General features: G+C 56.8%; 11 protein-coding genes and 1 pseudogene. 5 read left to right on the top strand and 7 right to left on the bottom strand.

From position 1 onward, the window contains the following. A complete protein-coding gene (locus ACR0JE_RS10540) occupies window positions 1-1,944 on the top strand; it encodes a vWA domain-containing protein (protein ID WP_480544765.1) in 1,944 nt (647 codons plus the stop codon). Here ACR0JE_RS10540 and ACR0JE_RS10545 read toward each other — a convergent pair. Both ACR0JE_RS10545 and ACR0JE_RS10550 read right to left on the bottom strand, forming a co-directional pair. Beyond that, window positions 1,941-2,847, bottom strand: a pseudogene (locus ACR0JE_RS10545) (IS481 family transposase). The gene ACR0JE_RS10540 and the pseudogene ACR0JE_RS10545 overlap by 4 nt on opposite strands. Window positions 2,848-3,839: 992 nt before the next feature. Further along, a complete protein-coding gene (locus ACR0JE_RS10550) occupies window positions 3,840-4,781 on the bottom strand; it encodes a c-type cytochrome (RefSeq protein ID WP_480864127.1) in 942 nt (313 codons plus the stop codon). Between the two features lie 54 nt (window positions 4,782-4,835). Here ACR0JE_RS10550 and ACR0JE_RS10555 point away from each other — a divergent pair, with 54 nt between their 5' ends. The 4 genes from ACR0JE_RS10555 to ACR0JE_RS10570 all read left to right on the top strand — a co-directional run bounded on the left by ACR0JE_RS10555 (window position 4,836) and on the right by ACR0JE_RS10570 (window position 8,347). Beyond that, window positions 4,836-5,402, top strand: a complete 567-nt coding sequence (locus ACR0JE_RS10555; protein WP_480544112.1) for an RNA polymerase sigma factor — start codon at window positions 4,836-4,838, stop codon at window positions 5,400-5,402. Then, on the top strand, window positions 5,399-6,145 hold the full coding sequence (locus ACR0JE_RS10560) for an anti-sigma factor family protein (protein ID WP_480827163.1): 747 nt from the start codon (window positions 5,399-5,401) through the stop codon (window positions 6,143-6,145). The genes ACR0JE_RS10555 and ACR0JE_RS10560 overlap by 4 nt, the downstream gene beginning before the upstream one ends. Before the next feature lie 45 nt (window positions 6,146-6,190). Beyond that, window positions 6,191-7,270 carry a helix-turn-helix domain-containing protein gene (locus tag ACR0JE_RS10565; RefSeq protein WP_480864128.1) on the top strand — a complete coding sequence of 360 codons (1,080 nt, stop codon included), beginning with the start codon at window positions 6,191-6,193 and terminating at the stop codon, window positions 7,268-7,270. 207 nt (window positions 7,271-7,477) lie between these two features. Beyond that, window positions 7,478-8,347 (top strand): phytanoyl-CoA dioxygenase family protein, encoded by an 870-nt coding sequence (locus tag ACR0JE_RS10570; protein ID WP_480864129.1) that lies wholly within the window; start codon window positions 7,478-7,480, stop codon window positions 8,345-8,347. 18 nt (window positions 8,348-8,365) lie between these two features. Here ACR0JE_RS10570 and ACR0JE_RS10575 read toward each other — a convergent pair whose 3' ends face one another. The 5 genes from ACR0JE_RS10575 to ACR0JE_RS10595 all read right to left on the bottom strand — a co-directional run bounded on the left by ACR0JE_RS10575 (window position 8,366) and on the right by ACR0JE_RS10595 (window position 15,294). Continuing rightward, window positions 8,366-9,670 (bottom strand): UDP-glucose dehydrogenase family protein, encoded by a 1,305-nt coding sequence (locus ACR0JE_RS10575; protein WP_480864130.1) that lies wholly within the window; start codon window positions 9,668-9,670, stop codon window positions 8,366-8,368. 496 nt (window positions 9,671-10,166) lie between these two features. Then, the gene (locus ACR0JE_RS10580; protein WP_480864131.1) at window positions 10,167-11,246 is read right to left on the bottom strand and encodes a DUF2793 domain-containing protein; all 1,080 of its coding nucleotides are present in this window, start codon (window positions 11,244-11,246) and stop codon (window positions 10,167-10,169) included. A gap of 204 nt (window positions 11,247-11,450) precedes the next feature. Then, entirely contained in the window at window positions 11,451-12,887 is a 1,437-nt protein-coding gene (locus ACR0JE_RS10585; protein WP_480864132.1) for a mannose-1-phosphate guanylyltransferase/mannose-6-phosphate isomerase, read from the bottom strand. Window positions 12,888-12,959: 72 nt separating this feature from the next. Next, window positions 12,960-13,853 carry a UTP--glucose-1-phosphate uridylyltransferase GalU gene (gene galU / locus ACR0JE_RS10590; protein WP_480864133.1) on the bottom strand — a complete coding sequence of 298 codons (894 nt, stop codon included), beginning with the start codon at window positions 13,851-13,853 and terminating at the stop codon, window positions 12,960-12,962. A gap of 211 nt (window positions 13,854-14,064) precedes the next feature. After that, on the bottom strand, window positions 14,065-15,294 hold the full coding sequence (locus tag ACR0JE_RS10595) for a lytic murein transglycosylase (RefSeq protein WP_480864134.1): 1,230 nt from the start codon (window positions 15,292-15,294) through the stop codon (window positions 14,065-14,067). Window positions 15,295-15,395 lie beyond the last annotated feature (101 nt).

Raw genomic sequence — 15,395 nt, forward strand, 5'->3', positions numbered from 1 at the left:
ATGATGTTGAGACGGATACTCCTTCTTGTAACGGCGCTGGTGCTGGCCGGGCCGCTGCTGGCGCAATCGAAATCACCATTGCCTATCGAGGGCAAAACCAGCCTGTTCCAGCGCGTGCTGATCCGGGAACGGATCGAAGCGCGCGCTGAGCCGGAAAGCGAAAGCCCCGGCACGGCCCTGTCTCCGCTACAGGTGTTCTTTGTCTATGACCGCAATGGCGATTGGATGCAGATTGGCGCCACTGATCAGGGAGACGACCTGATGTGGGTGCCTCAGGCCGCGACGGTCGACTGGAACCAAAACATCGTTGCGACGCTAGAAGGCAGTGACAATGTGGGCCGGGTTTTGTTCTTCAACGATATCGACCCGATTTACGACATCATCGAAAGCGAAAATCCCGCGGATCTGGCTGCGGATGCGCGGGATGAAGCGCTGGCGGCTGAGCAGGGGGGAGACCCATCGGAAACCGTGATCGCCCTTGGCCCGCGTGAGACTATTGATCAACGGCAGAACCTCTACGTCATGCCGATCCTATCGACCGAAGAGGCGGTGTTCGACATCGGGCCCTTTGTCAATCTATTGCAAGTCGCCGTCGCCAGCGCCAACGCACCGAACCCACCAGCCGCCCCAAGTGGTCAGGCTGCGGGTGATCTGAAAACTGGGGTGGTTTTTGTCGTCGACACGACCATTTCCATGGAGCCCTACATTCGCGCCACCCGCGATGCGCTGCAGGAAGTGTACCGCGAGGCAGCCTCCTCGGATGCAGCCGATGCGGTCAGCTTTGCCCTTGTGGGCTATCGTGACAGCCTGCAAGCCGCGCCTGATCTGGGTTATGACGTTAAGACCTTTGTGGATTTGCAGCAGGGGCTGGATGTCGAGAATTTTCTGGCCGGGATCGACCAGATGCAGGAAGCGAAGGCCAGCAGTAAGAACTTCCGCGAAGACAGTTATCGCGGGATCGAACATGCCCTGCAGGATATGGATTGGAGCGATTTCGGAAGCCGGTTCATCGTTCTGGTAACCGATGCGGGCCCGCGCGAATTTGATGATGAATATTCCTCGACCGGTCTAAGCGCTGAAAGCCTGAACCGCCTTATTCGCGAGCGGATCGGGGGCGCTATGGCCGTCATGCATCTGCGCACCGCACGCGGAGCCAAGGATCACCCCTCGGCCGAGGCGGCCTATAAGCAACTAACAGCATTTCCGAACTCGGCGCCGCTGTACTTTCCCATCGAGAACGGCGATCCCACCATCTACAAGGACACAGCTCGCCAATTGGGTCAGTTCGTGGCGCAACAGGCGTCGTCTTATCGCGGCAGCGACGGCGACGCCCTATTGGATGAAGATGCCATCGTCGATGAGGCCGAAGGCGGGTTGTTCAGCGGGCTCAATACCGCCAGCCGCACCATGCAACTGGCCTATCTGGGCCGGACCGAAGGCGCGCAGGCGCCCGATCTGTTCGAGGCTTATGTGGCCGACCGGGATTTTGATCGCACCGGTTTGAAACCACTGTCTATCCGTCTACTGATCTCCAAAGCCGACCTGAGCAATCTGGAAGAGGCGTTGCGGATCATCGTGGATCAGGCTGAACGGAACGTGGTGAATCCTGATCAGTTCTTTACTCAGGTTCTTGGTGTGGCCGCTGATATGAGCCGTCGACCCGACCAGGTGTCACGCCAGTCAGATCCAAGCCTGGCCGAGGCTGTGGCCTTGGACGAGTATCTGGCGGACCTACCTTATAAATCACAGATCATGGCCATTACCGAAGATGATTGGGTGCGCCTGCCCATTTCGGAACAGCAGACCATCGTAAATGGCCTTTATGACAAGATCGAACGCTATCGCCGCTACAATGAATCGACGGATCAGTGGGTCGATTATCTGGGTGCTGGGCCACAAGCGGGCAATCTGTTGTATCCCATGTTGCTGGACGATCTGCCCTAAGTGTTCAGTCCCGGCATCTGATGAATCGGACTTAAGATGAATCGATCTGGTTCTGATTTCCAGATTTTGCAGATATATCCTTAGGGCGCGAGACCAGAGAGCGTCTTGAGGTGACGAGCGGAGTTGTACGCATCGAGGAAGTCGGCCAGATGTGCGCGAAGCTGATCGTGGCTTTCATAGTGGTATCGTTTGACGGTTGCGTCCTGGATCGTGCTGTGCATGCGCTCAACCTGGCCATTGGTCTACGGATGGTTTGGCTTGGTCAGCCAATGCTTGATGCCGTTGGCCTCACAAATCATGTTGAACCGCATGGGCCGGGAATAGATTGTGTTGCGATTGCGAAGCTGCTCGGCGAACTGGATACCGTAGTCCGTCATAATCGTGTGGAGACGGTAAGGTTCGGCTTCCAGAAGATGCTCAAGGAGTTCACACGCCGTCTTACGATTGGCCTTCTCAACTAGTTGCGCCACCGCAAACTTGCTGGATCGGTCAATGGCCACAAAAAGAAATAGCTTTCCTTCTTCGGTTCTGACTTTGGCGATATCGATATTAAAATAGCCAATGGGATATCGTTTGAACTTCTACCGTTTGGGCTTGTCCCCATCCATGTCTGGAAGGCTTGATATCCCGTGACGCTACAAGCAGCGATGCAGAGAAGACTGTGTGAGATGTGGAATTGATGGCTGCAAAGCATAGAGACAGTCGTCCAGTGGCAGCAGGGTGCGCCCGCCGGAACACAACGACCATAGCGATCTCGTCTTGGCTAAGAATGGCTGAGCGCGGCTCTCGCGGCCCAGTCTTCTGGCCTCTGACAGATTGGCGTTTGCGCCACTTCGCGACCGTCTTGGGGTTGATCCCAAGCACTCTGCTCAGTTCCGAGATCGAATCTTGCGATCGCTGTATTGCTGCTCTGACGGCGTGCGTGCCCTCCCGGCACCTTTTTTACGACAAGAGCCTGCCGGGTAAGAGTACGTGGCGCTGCCATGACGAGCTTATCCCTTAATGCTTCCTTCCATTCCAGCTAATGAATCGCACCATCAAACCGTGAGATCAAACACCTGGAAACCAAGAATAGGAAGCAGGCATGATTGAGGTGAAGGGATCGGGGCTGTCGTTCGCTGGCTATGTGAACGGCCAAAAGACTACTCGAGTTTACTGGAACGAAGAAACCGCGTTGAAGACGGCGGATCGGTTCGAGAAACAGCGAATTAGCATACGCAGACCCTGCATGAACTGTAAATTTTCGACTCTGAGAGGCCGCACAATCGGCTCTGCAACACCTGTCGGCGAATGTGAGGGGCTAGCCCATAGAAAAGATTCCAATTACCGGTTCAGCCTGAGCTAGTGGCATTCGCCTGTCGCGTTCTAAGTGAAGTCTTTGAATCGCCCGACCGAGCAAGTCCCGAAGATCATCCCGAAATGCTGGCGCCAATTGGAATCGCTGCATCCCAGCATACAGCATTTGCCATCGATAAAACGTTTCGTGCGTCACGCCAATCAGGCGTACCACCTCTGCAATCGTCTCGCCATGTACTTGCAGAACTTCAATCTACCTAAGCTTCAGCACAATCTCCTCTGGCTTCTCTCGGTTTCCAGCCATCGCTGATCCTCCAATTTGAGTGATAACCTATCCCAGTTGGTGGACCACTTTCAGGGGACTATACTAGGGAAGACAACACTGATCGCAATCCTCGTCAGCGAAGTCATTCGGTTTTTGCACAACAGCAGCCGTTGCCTCGACAAACTGACGTGAGAGCTATGTGCGTTACACCCCTTGCGCGACCGACCAAAAACTGGCTGGGCACAAGTTCTCCGCCATTTGAGCTACATAATTAAAATGCCGCTGACGGGTAGTTTCAGCCCCAAGTTGAAACAAGCCGGGTGTTTTTCGACCCTTATCTATGCGTTTCCTGCAAAAAGGCCAGCAGGTTCACGATGTCTTCGTCCTTCTTTAGGCCCGGGAATTGCATCTTGTTGCCTGGAACCGTGCCGCGTGGATCGGCAAGGAACCCAGAGAGCGTTTGGATGTCCCATGTGATACCAGAGTCCTTAAGTGCCGCCGAATATTTGAATCCTTCGACCTGTCCTGCCTGCGCCCCCAGAATACCAAACAGTGTCGGACCAACACCGTTGCGCCCTTCTTTCAACTTGTGGCAGGCGCTGCATTTACGAAAGACTTTCTTACCAGCCTTAGCATCTCCGTCCACGGCCACTGCGGCTACCTCGGTTGCAGCCTCGGGTGCCACACTCGCCTGTTCACCCTCCAGTTCGAACATAAGCCGCGCGGTGACAGGGACGGTGCGGGTGATACCTGGCAGCTCGGCCAGTTCCATCAACTTGTCGACCCCGGCATTCACACCAGCATCTTCGGTGCTGATAAAGACCATATCATTGGTTGTAACCAAAACCGACTTTTCCGACAGGCGAGCCACGAACAGTTCAGCGTCAAATTCAACATCTGCACCAGCCAGGGAAAGCACCGCTTCGCTATCAACCGTTGCGGTTTGCCCGACCTCAAGCGCGCTCAATTCGCTTATGTCGATCTCAGCCGTCAATGTCGCAGTGCCCGCTTTGCGGAAGACGTATTCGAACATGCGTTCATTGCGGATATCGATATTGGTCTCGACCGAAGACAGATCAATTTCAATCATTGCCTGGCCGTCTGGGTTAACCGTCCCACTCAGTGAGGTGAAACTGTTGACCTCACCCACGCTGTCTTTCTTGATGCTACCATAAGCGAGGTGCGAGCCGTCTGGAACCAAAGTCCAGCCTTCGGCCAGGGCAGGGCCTGCAATAATTGCCGACGCGATCGTGACCGCATGTATCAGATGTTTCATTTCATTCCTCCTCGGGTTATGCCAGTCCTGAGCGCGCGGGCTCGGTCCGTGAACATGAAACACACACAGGTCGTATTTTATTCGATGGCGGGTGAAATAAGCTCGGAACAGGCGGTCAGAACCGCAGTGCAGACGCATTCCAAACGCGTCTGGCGTTTTGCTTTGGCGCTGTCGGGTGCGTCGGACGTGGCCGATGATCTGGTTCAAGCCACATGCCTGCGCGCGCTTGAGCGTCATCATCAGGTGACATCGCACGATCGACTGGATTCGTGGCTAATGACAATCTGCCGATCAATCTGGTTGAACGAGATCCGATCTCGCGCTGTACGCAAGGCACAGGCGCTGTCGGTAACGCCCGAATCCGAACTGGTTGCAACAGGTCCGGATTCAGAAACGAATATTTTCGCCACTGAAGTGTTTACCCAAGTGATGCAACTGCCAGAAGCGCAGCGGGAAACGGTCATGCTGGTGTTTGTCGAAGGCTACAGCTACCGCGAGGCCGCCGCGTTGCTGGAGGTTCCCATCGGCACAATCATGAGTCGGCTGTCCAGCGCCCGGCAAAAACTGAAAACCGTAATGCAGCAAGATGCGGCAAACGCCGCACAACGGAGTGGCAAATGACGTTTTCCGACGAGACGCTTCTGGCGTATCTGGAAGGCAATTTGGAAGAGGCCGAGGCCCGTCAGATCGAGCAGGCGGTCGAGGCGGACCCAGAGCTTGAACAGCGTGTGATGGCGCTGGACCCGTTTGCCAGTATGGTGCAGGGGGTTTTCGAAGCCATTCCCGCGCAAGCGCCCGAAGTTGTTCTTCCTGAGCTCGCCGCTCAAACCTCCGGGCCTGCTGGCATAGGTTTGATGCGGCTTGCCGCTGTAGCAGCCAGTGTTGCGGTTATCGCCGCGTCTGCGACCTGGTGGACCATGCGACCCGCACCTTTGGGCTGGGCGCAACAGGCCGCGATTTATCAGTCACTCTATGTGCCAGACACAATCGCTCCGCTGGATGCGTCGACCGAAACTTTGGATAAGCAGTTTGCGATGGCCGAAGAACAGCTGGGCCGTTCCTTGAACCGAGATGCGTTGGAGGCATTGCCGGGGCTTGAGCTGAGGCGGGCGCAGGTGTTGTCGTTCAAAGGTAAGCCGCTGATCCAGATCGTCTTTGCAGATGAACAAGGGCAACCCTTGGCCTTTTGCGTGATCCGTCAAGGACCTGATGCCCCGAATAAACCAGCCAAATCGGCGGTTCTAAGCGGTTTGGCCACAGTAACATGGGCTCAGGATGGGTTTGGCTACATGCTTTTGGGCAGCAATCCAAAAACCGATCTGAGTGGTGAACTGGACGCTCTGTCCCAGACATTTACGGGTTAGAAAAATCCACTTGTGAACCGCCCGAAATGTCCAAAGAATACGGGCATGAAGTCCAAGTCTGTCATACCGCTGCCCGAGGATGAGGCCGAAGAGGCCACACCGCCAAGCATCTATGACTCTGATCCATCCGACGAAGATGACCTTTGGTTTCTGTCTCCTGACGACGAGGACGCAGCAGAGGATTTTCTGCCGCCCGGCCCCCGGCAGGACAATCGGGTTTTGTTCGACCCGCGCGACTGGCGGGCGGCGCAGGCGGCACTCTCCGCTGAGCTGGCCGATCTGGCCCTAACCTTTGGCGCGCTAGATGAACGCTTGCGGGCGGGACCCGATGGGTGGACCCACCGTCTGGCATTGATGGACGTCTCGGATCTGGGCTGGTGGACGGGCGACCGGATCGGTGTCGACCGACTGGCCCTGTGGACAGGTTTGCGCATTGGGGCGACCAGCGATGACGCACAAGCCCTGTACCGGGCGGGGTGGGCCGTGCGCCGCCTGACTTCGGGCGCGGGTCCGTCGGTTGGTGGATGGCAGGCCGGGTTAGGCGCATTTCTGGACCGAATGGCGCAGGGGATCGAAGAGGTACCCGAGGCCGTGGCCGATTTGGCCGAGGTCATGGGCAATGTCGAAGGTTTGCATCCGGTGACACAGGCCGCGATTTCCTTTCACGCATGGCGCGCCGTCTCGGACGGGATCGGGCAGGATACCGAAGCTGCGATTATCGCCGCACGCCATGCGGCCTCAATGGGTCGTGGCGGGGCCATGTTCATGCCACTGGCTTTATCAGGGCCCGGCGCGCTGCGCGGGATGGGCGAACCTGAAGAGAAACTTGCGGCATGGATCACCGGGGCGGGGCAGGCGGCCCTGGCCGCATTGCTGCATCTTGATCGGGTCAATTCATGGGAGGTGCGGGCCCGCGAAGCAACAGAAGGTTTATCAGGTCGCACCCCGCCTCTGCTGATTGATGTCCTGACTGCATGGCCTATGGTTTCGGCCCCGTTGGCCGAGGAACTAACAAAAGCGTCGCGCGCAACAGTACAACGCAATATCGACCGGTTCAGTCGTCGCGGTTTGCTGCGCGAAGTGACAGGGCAGGGGCGGTATCGCGTCTGGACAGCGGCTCTGTGATCCAACAGCCACTCCTGCCGGAAAGCGGCCACTGCGCGCCGTGACAAAGACAGTTTCGGTTCTAAGCACGTGGTTGTTACAGCCAAACTAATGTCGCTGAAGTGCTAGGCATATGGGCCAAACCAAACGTAGCCTTACAGTCAAGAAGCACTGTTTTGGGCCATGTCCCAGCGTGGCTTCTTTCCAAACACAGCGACAGGTGCCTAGATGTCAAACGCGCATGAACTGACCCAAGAACAGTCTGAACGGTATTGGCAGGATGGCTTTCTGTTCCCTCTTTCTGTCTTTTCCGAAAACGAAGCTGCGGAGTTCCGCGCCGAACTGGAACAGATCGAAAAAGACTGGCTGGCGGCAGAGCTGCCATTGCCGCTGAACACCTATAAACGGGTCAACGCCCATCTGGTGATCCCACTGGCAGCCCGGATCGCTCAAGACAAGCGTATTCTGGACGCGGTCGAAGGTGTTCTGGGCCCTGATATCATGATCTGGTCCGCCGAGTTTTTTATCAAGGAGCCACAGACCACGCAAACGGTTGGCATGCATCAGGACCTAACCTATTGGGGCATGGGCGAGACGCCTGATCAGGTGACGGCCTGGATCGCGCTGTCACCCGCCACCGTTCAAAGCGGATGCATGGATTTCGTACGTGGAAGCCACAAGAACCCGATCCTGCCGCATACCGACACCTATTCCGAGACAAACCTGTTGTCGCGCGGTCAGGAGGTGGCCGTCGACGTTTCTGAGGACGACAAAACTCATATCGAACTGAAACCCGGCCAGATGTCACTGCATCACGGGCTGACAATCCATGGCTCTGGCCCGAACGCATCAAACGATCGGCGGATCGGATTGGCGATCCGCTATCTCAGCCCCGGGGCACAGCAACTGGTGGCAGATCGTGATTATGCCATGTTGGCGCGGGGATCGGATGCGCACAGCAACTTCGTACCCATCCAGGCCCCAGACGCACTTTTTTCTTCTGAAGCCCTGGCGCTGTATGAACAAGTGCGGTTGGACCAAAGCAAAGCGTTGGCCGAAGGGGCGGACAGCTCCGTTCCGCTTTATATCAAGATGTAAGCTAGGAGGGTCAGGCGCTTAGCGCCCGACACCTACATAGGTCTTAAAGCCAGATTTCAGCGCTTTGCTTTCAGTATAGATATTGCGCAGATCGACCATGTGGGGTGTGTTCATCGCTTCTGCCAGATCCGTTAGATTCAGCGCCCGGAATTCATTCCATTCCGTCAGCAGAACGACCACATCGGCGCCTTTAGCCGCGGCGTAGGGATCATCCGACCATTCAACGCCGGGCAACAGGGCCTCACCTTCGGATTTGCCCTGAGGATCCACCACACGTACTTTGGCCCCACCGCCGATCAGGGCAGGGACGATGGTCAGCGATGGCGCATCACGCATGTCATCGGTGTTAGGCTTGAACGTCACACCCAGCATCGCAACGGTTTTACCGTTGAAACTGTCGCTACAGGCTTCGCGGATTTTCTCGATCATGCGCTTTTTGATCTCGTCATTCACGCGAATGACGGTTTCGGTGATCTGCATCGGATACGCGTGCTCTTGCCCGATCCGCGCCAGCGCGGCAGTATCTTTGGGAAAGCACGACCCACCGTAGCCTGGACCGGCATGCAGGAACTTGTTGCCGATACGACCGTCTAGACCAATGCCGCGTGCGACCTCTTTCACGTCGCCGCCAACCCGCTCGCACAATCCTGCGATTTCGTTGATGAAAGTGATCTTGGTCGCCAAAAACGCGTTGGCTGCGTATTTGATCATCTCGGCGCTTTCCAGATCAGTGGTCAGGATCGGGAAGTCACGCAGATACAAGGGGCGGTAGATTTCGGCCATTACCTCAGCCGCCCGGTCACTTTCAACGCCAACCACGACGCGGTCAGGGCGCATGAAATCGTCGATTGCGGCCCCTTCGCGCAGGAATTCCGGGTTCGAGGCGACATCGAAATCCGCATCGGGATTGGCTGCGGAAACAACCGAATACACCTTGCGGTTTGTGCCTACCGGCACGGTCGATTTGGTGACAATGACGGTGTAACCAGTCACGGCCTGAGCGATCTCTTCCGCTGCGGCCATCACATAGGTCAGATCCGCATGGCCATCGCCGCGCCGTGTCGGGGTGCCCACAGCGATAAACACAGCATCCGCACCGTCAACGGCGGCCGCCAGATCGGTGGTAAAGCTCAGCCGTCCGGCGGCCACGTTCTTGGCCATCAGCACATCAAGACCCGGCTCGTAGATCGGAACGTCGCCCGCCTTCAGCATGTCGATCTTTGCTTCGGCCTTGTCCACGCAGATCACGTCATGGCCAAAATCCGAAAAACACACGCCCGACACCAGGCCCACATAGCCAGTGCCGATCATCGCAATACGCATTCTAAAAAATCCTTCTCACCAATTACCGCCTGCGGCGCGCATACAATCAAAGAAACTGCGAAGGGATTCAATGCCTGACTCGAGCCTACGCCTGGATTGCACAGTTTCTTGCTGATTTTTGAGACAGAATCTGAGAATGCGACCCTTTTGGCCACTGTAGACAGCTCGCGTGAATGAGCGGAAATACAGAAGGGTAGGGCCCATCTGGCCAAATTCCCGTTGGAACAGAAGCGTGGATGCGTGGTTTCAAATAGCAAGCTCCATCGTTTGGCACGAACCGCTTGCGTTGCATCTCTCAGGAAGCGTGCGAAACAAACCTGAGTCTCTGCCTGTATTATCGCCATCCGGCGGACATTGCTGACCTGCCTCGAATCGGCCTGCAACGGCAACCGGACAAGGCGCGCTCTGACGTCGGGACCTTGTCCGATTGGTCTTTGACGCTCTAAAACACCGGCGCTTGCCCTCCGCTATCTGGCCTACGCGCCCGGTATTTCAATCAGAACCAGCGGCCTATCGCGGTAACCGTCGGTGATAGTGTCGAAGCGTCAGAGGTGGCCGATAGCATCTTATAGCTGACCTGAGATGTGGACGGCGCATCAAATCCGACAAAGCGCGCTGTGGCCCCGCCGCTACCGCTGAGGGCTGGGGTATCAGCGAATGTGGCAGGAAAGGCCCAGGTGGCAACGGCGCTTGAAAACAGCGCACCTTCGGCATTTGTGCAATCCGTTGCGGGTAAGGCGGCGGTACAGATTTGCGTGCCATCGGCAAAGCGGATGTAGTCGCCATTTGCGGTGCTGTCCCGTTCGATCACGGCCCCTGTGGGGGTACCCGAAACCTCGGAAACAGCCCCCAACAAATTGCCCGGGCCATAGCCATAATCGGCGCGCATCAGGCGTCCGGCGGTTGTGTCGTCCGCACTGGTCTGGACCGCCGCGCCTGTGGCGGTGCCGGTGGCGGGGTCAATGCTCAGCGCATCCGTCCAACTGCCGCCATCCGTGGAAACCTTAATCGAGAAACCCGTGCTACCGTTCAATCCCATCTCGGCATGACCGGTCCAGTTGGACTGAAACAGCAGCGACGCGGTGTCTAAAGCACCGGATTTGTTGATTTTCAACTGATGACCGCCACCATCGTGGTTCAGCAATGTGGCCGGACTGCGCACGGACAGGCGATTGGTAGCATCTGAGCTGGTGCCCACACCAACCCCATCCAGATTCTGCGTCGGGACCTCAGGGGTAATCCAAGCCCCACCATCCCAGACCTTCTGTAAGTCAGCCGCCAAGTCCCAGGCGCGCCAACCCGTATCTGGCGAGACGAAATGCCAGCTATTGTCCAGCCAGGCTGCCAACTCTCCGCCGTGACCAGCCCAATCGCCGGATGGGCTTGCCCCCAATGCATACAACTCGCCCTGTTCCGGCACCGCCGGAGGCGTGGTTGCATCAGTCGAGGCAACAGTCAGTTGCACCACAAGATCCAGACGGCGTAGTGCCTCGTTGTGGGTGACGTGTTTCTGCGCCTGAGAGGGTTGCAGGAAAGGAAGGTTCAATCGGGGTGAGTTCTGTGACACGGGGCGCATCCTCCTGTAGCTGTCGGCCAGACATTTCTGTTGCGCGCCACCCTGCCGTCATGCGCATGAATCCTGTCTGACCGGGCAGATCGCCCGATTTACCCAATGTTAGGCCTTTGTTGCCAAAACATGGACAATAGTACGATATGGTGCAGCACGTTCACGAAACAGAGGTTGCAGGCGTGATTCCCCGCCCCGCGCGACGGGTTATGTTTAATTGCGCGCGTAGATGTCTTCGTACCGGACGATGTCATCTTCACCCAGATAGCTGCCGGTCTGCACCTCGATCAGAACCATGGGCACTTTGCCTGGATTCTCCATCCGGTGAACCGCACCTAGCGGGATATAAACCGACTGGTTTTCCGAGACGAGCTGAACCTCATCATCAATCGTAACCTTGGCCGTGCCCTTGACCACGATCCAGTGTTCCGAGCGATGGTGGTGGGACTGCAGGCTCAGCGCTGCACCAGGGTTTACATGGATGCGCTTGACCTGAAACCGATCATCAATCACCAGGCTTTCGAACCACCCCCAAGGACGGTGGTCGACAGGCAGAGATTCCGCCTGCCTTGCACCTTTGGCCCTCAGCGCACTTACCGCCTGTTTGACATCCTGCGCCCGGTCCATGCTCGCCACCAGAACCGCATCAGGCATGGCGACTGCGATGATGTTTTCCAAACCCATGGCAACCACCTCTTGCGCCGGAGATTCCGAACGAATCAGAACGTTCTGGCAATCGATGGTTGTAACTTCACCTGTCGTGGCCACACCGCTTGCGTCGGGTTCGCTCAGCTCATGCACGGCGGTCCAGCTGCCCACATCGGACCAGCCATCGGCATAGGGGACAACACTCAGGTTTGCCGCCTTTTCCATCACCGCATAGTCAATCGAGATATCATCGACCTTGGCCCAGGCACTGGCGTCCAGGCGCAAAAAGCCCAGATCGCTTTGGGCCAGCTCCACCGCTTGCCGGACCGGCTCGATCAGTTCTTCCGCGTACTGTTCGAAGGCCCCGATGATGTCTCGCACGGCAAACAGGAAAATGCCCGAATTCCACAGATAGCTGCCATCCGCCAGCATCGTCTTGGCGCGGTCCAGATCGGGTTTTTCGACGAACCGGTCCAGGGGAATAGCCGCACCAGAGGCGTCCGGCGTTTGGCTGAGTTTCAAATAGCCATACCCGGTTTCAGGTCGGTCGGGCGTGATGCCGAACGTGACCAGATCACTGCGTGCAGAAATCGCTTCGATCCCGCGCGAAACGGCGGCGTGAAAGGCGGTTTTGTCTGGAACCACATGATCAGACGGGGCCACCAGCATGATGGCCTCTGGGTCACTGTCTGACAGCTGCAGGGCGGCGGCCAGAACGGCAGGCGCGGTGTTGCGCCCTTCGGGTTCGATTAGGACCGGGCCAGGATCAACACCCACGCCCATCAACTGTTCAGGCACCACAAAGCGGAAGGCTTCATTGGTTAGTATCAAGGGGTTAGCATAGGGCGCAGCCTTCGGCCCGCGAAGCCGCACCGCGCAATCCTGCAGCAAACTGGTCTCACCCACCAACGGCACAAACTGCTTGGGATAGCTTTTGCGGGACAGCGGCCACAAACGGGTTCCTGACCCACCGCAGAGAATGACGGGATAGACGGTATTCATGATGCGCATGCCTTTGAGCTTCAGCTATCTGAATGTATCGCCTTATTCGCCGTTAAGGGGAAGGGCCAGCGCCTACTGAGCCGCTTTTCCCGTGGCAACGATGTCATTCAGATACTGGCTCAGATCGCCGCGCAAATCGTCACGCGCCAGTGCAAAGGCTACAGTAGCCTGCAGGAACCCAGCTTTTGAGCCGCAGTCAAAGCGCTGACCATCGAATTTGTAACCAAATACCGGGACACCGTTCTGAATGTCTTCGGCGATCGCGTCGGTCAGCTGAATCTCGCCACCGCTGCCGGATTTCATCGAGTTCAGATTATAAAGCACCGACGGACCCAAAACATAGCGCCCAATGACGGCTAGGTTCGAAGGCGCCTCATCCGCTTTGGGCTTTTCCACCATACCACGCGTGCGTACCACGGTGCCCACGTTGTCACCCACGTCCAGCACACCATAGGAACTTGTTTTTTCCTGCGGAACTTCCATCGCGGCAACCATGTTACCGCCGGTTTCCTCATAAGCTTCGATCATCTGCTGCAGGCAGGGTTTGTCGGCTGCGATCACGTCGTCTGGCAGCATCACGGCAAAGGGCTCGTCTCCGATCAGACGACGCGCACACCAAACAGCGTGCCCCAGTCCCAGCGCCTTGTGCTGACGGATATAGGCAATTGCACCGCTTTCCATATTGGTCGCGTTCAGCGTTTCTAAAAGTTCATCTTTGCCTTTGTTCTTAAGCTCTTGTTCCAGAACCAGGTTGTGATCGAAATAATCCTCAAGCGCAGATTTCCCGCGCGAGGTAACAAAGATGAATTCCTTGATCCCGGCGGCACGCGCCTCGTCGATGGCATATTGCACCAAAGGCCGGTCAACCAAGGTCATGATTTCCTTGGGAACAGATTTCGTAGCAGGCAGGAATCGTGTGCCCAGCCCGGCAACGGGAAAAATCGCTTTGGTGACCTTGCGTGTCATGGTGCCTCTCAAATCGTAACTTACCCGGAAGATTGCAGCCCGAACGGTGTGTCCTCATATGCTGCGAAACCGGATCAATCAATAACGCCCAACAATTCGGGTACTAATAGGTCAAATCGTGCCATCTTGTGGAAGCAGAGTCAAAATCCGATCTACTATCTGGCTGAATTGTCACGCACTGTTCACCGAATGGGCGAAATCCCGATCACTGTCAGTTTTTCAGACGCGATTTCATAGTTTTCTCGGGGAAACAGGTAGGGTCTTGGCCCGTGGCCTCCTGCCATCGCCCGATTGATCGGCGGGTTTTGAACCCCGGCAGCCCGTCGGCCCCGCCGACATCGTGCCCCTGTTGTTCCAGCGCTCGCTGCATTGCTACGATGTCTGATCGATAAAGGCCCCCGACCGCGCCCCAACGGCCCTGGAAGTCTCCGACACCATACTGAATCCGGTCTCCGACATGGCCCACAAACAGGGCATAAAGATCGCTCTTATTGTATTCCTTCAGAACGTAGAAATTTGGTGTCACAAGAAACGCTGGACCGTTGCGACCAGCTGGCATCATCAGATAACCCTCACCTTTGAGCTCATGGTTCGGGAAGGGTTTGCCCGAAACGCGACTGACACCTAGTGCGGCCCAATCCTGTATGGGACGCCCTTGGTCTGGTCCTTCAAGCGCACAGGATAGCGAGGTTGGCACCGTCACCTCGAACCCCCAGTCCCGGCCCGCGACCCAGCCGTGCCGGTCCAAATAGTTGGCAATCGACGCGATCGTGTCATCGGCGGAGCCCCAGATATCAGCCCGCCCATCTCCATTTCCATCTGCTGCATAAGTCAGGAAGTTGGTCGGCATAAATTGTGGCTGCCCCAAAGCACCAGCCCAAGAGCTTTTCATTTCGCGCACATGACCCGCCTCGGCGATTTGCAGCGCAGCGATCAACTCGGTTGTGAAGTACTCAGATCGGGTGCTCATGAACCCTTTGGTCGCCAGAACCTGAAACGCATCATGCCGAATTGGAACCTGACCATACCCGCTTTCGCGGCCCCAGATCGCCAAGATGATGCGGGCTGGGACCCCTGTTTGCGCCTCGAAACGAGACAGGGTAGCCGCATGGCGGCGCGCCATTTGCCGACCCACGGATGTGGCCCCCTGAACGGACCCCACATTAAAGTACCTCCCGGGAGAGCCAAACTCTGCCTGCCTTTGGGCTTTGGGTGTCTTTGCTCTGCTTCCTGGCGGGACAAGATCGGGCAGGTCCCAATTCAATGTTACACCGTGAAAGGCCGCGTTCATAGTTTTGCGCGACACACCCTTAGCGCGAGCCTGTGGCCGAACGGTCTGATCTAGCCAGGATTGGAACTGCCGTTCGATTGATGCGCGATCCTGTGCGGCCACGCCGCTGGCCAAACTTAGGCAAAATAGAAGAAAAAGCACCCTGCGCATCTGAAATCACCTGCTCTGAGCCTGTTTGGGTAATTCGTTGTCATTGAATCTGAGGATGACCGAAACCCGAATCAAAATCCATCGGATTGAATCGCCTCTGC

It is taken from the genome of Ruegeria sp. H3, from assembly GCF_056533095.1.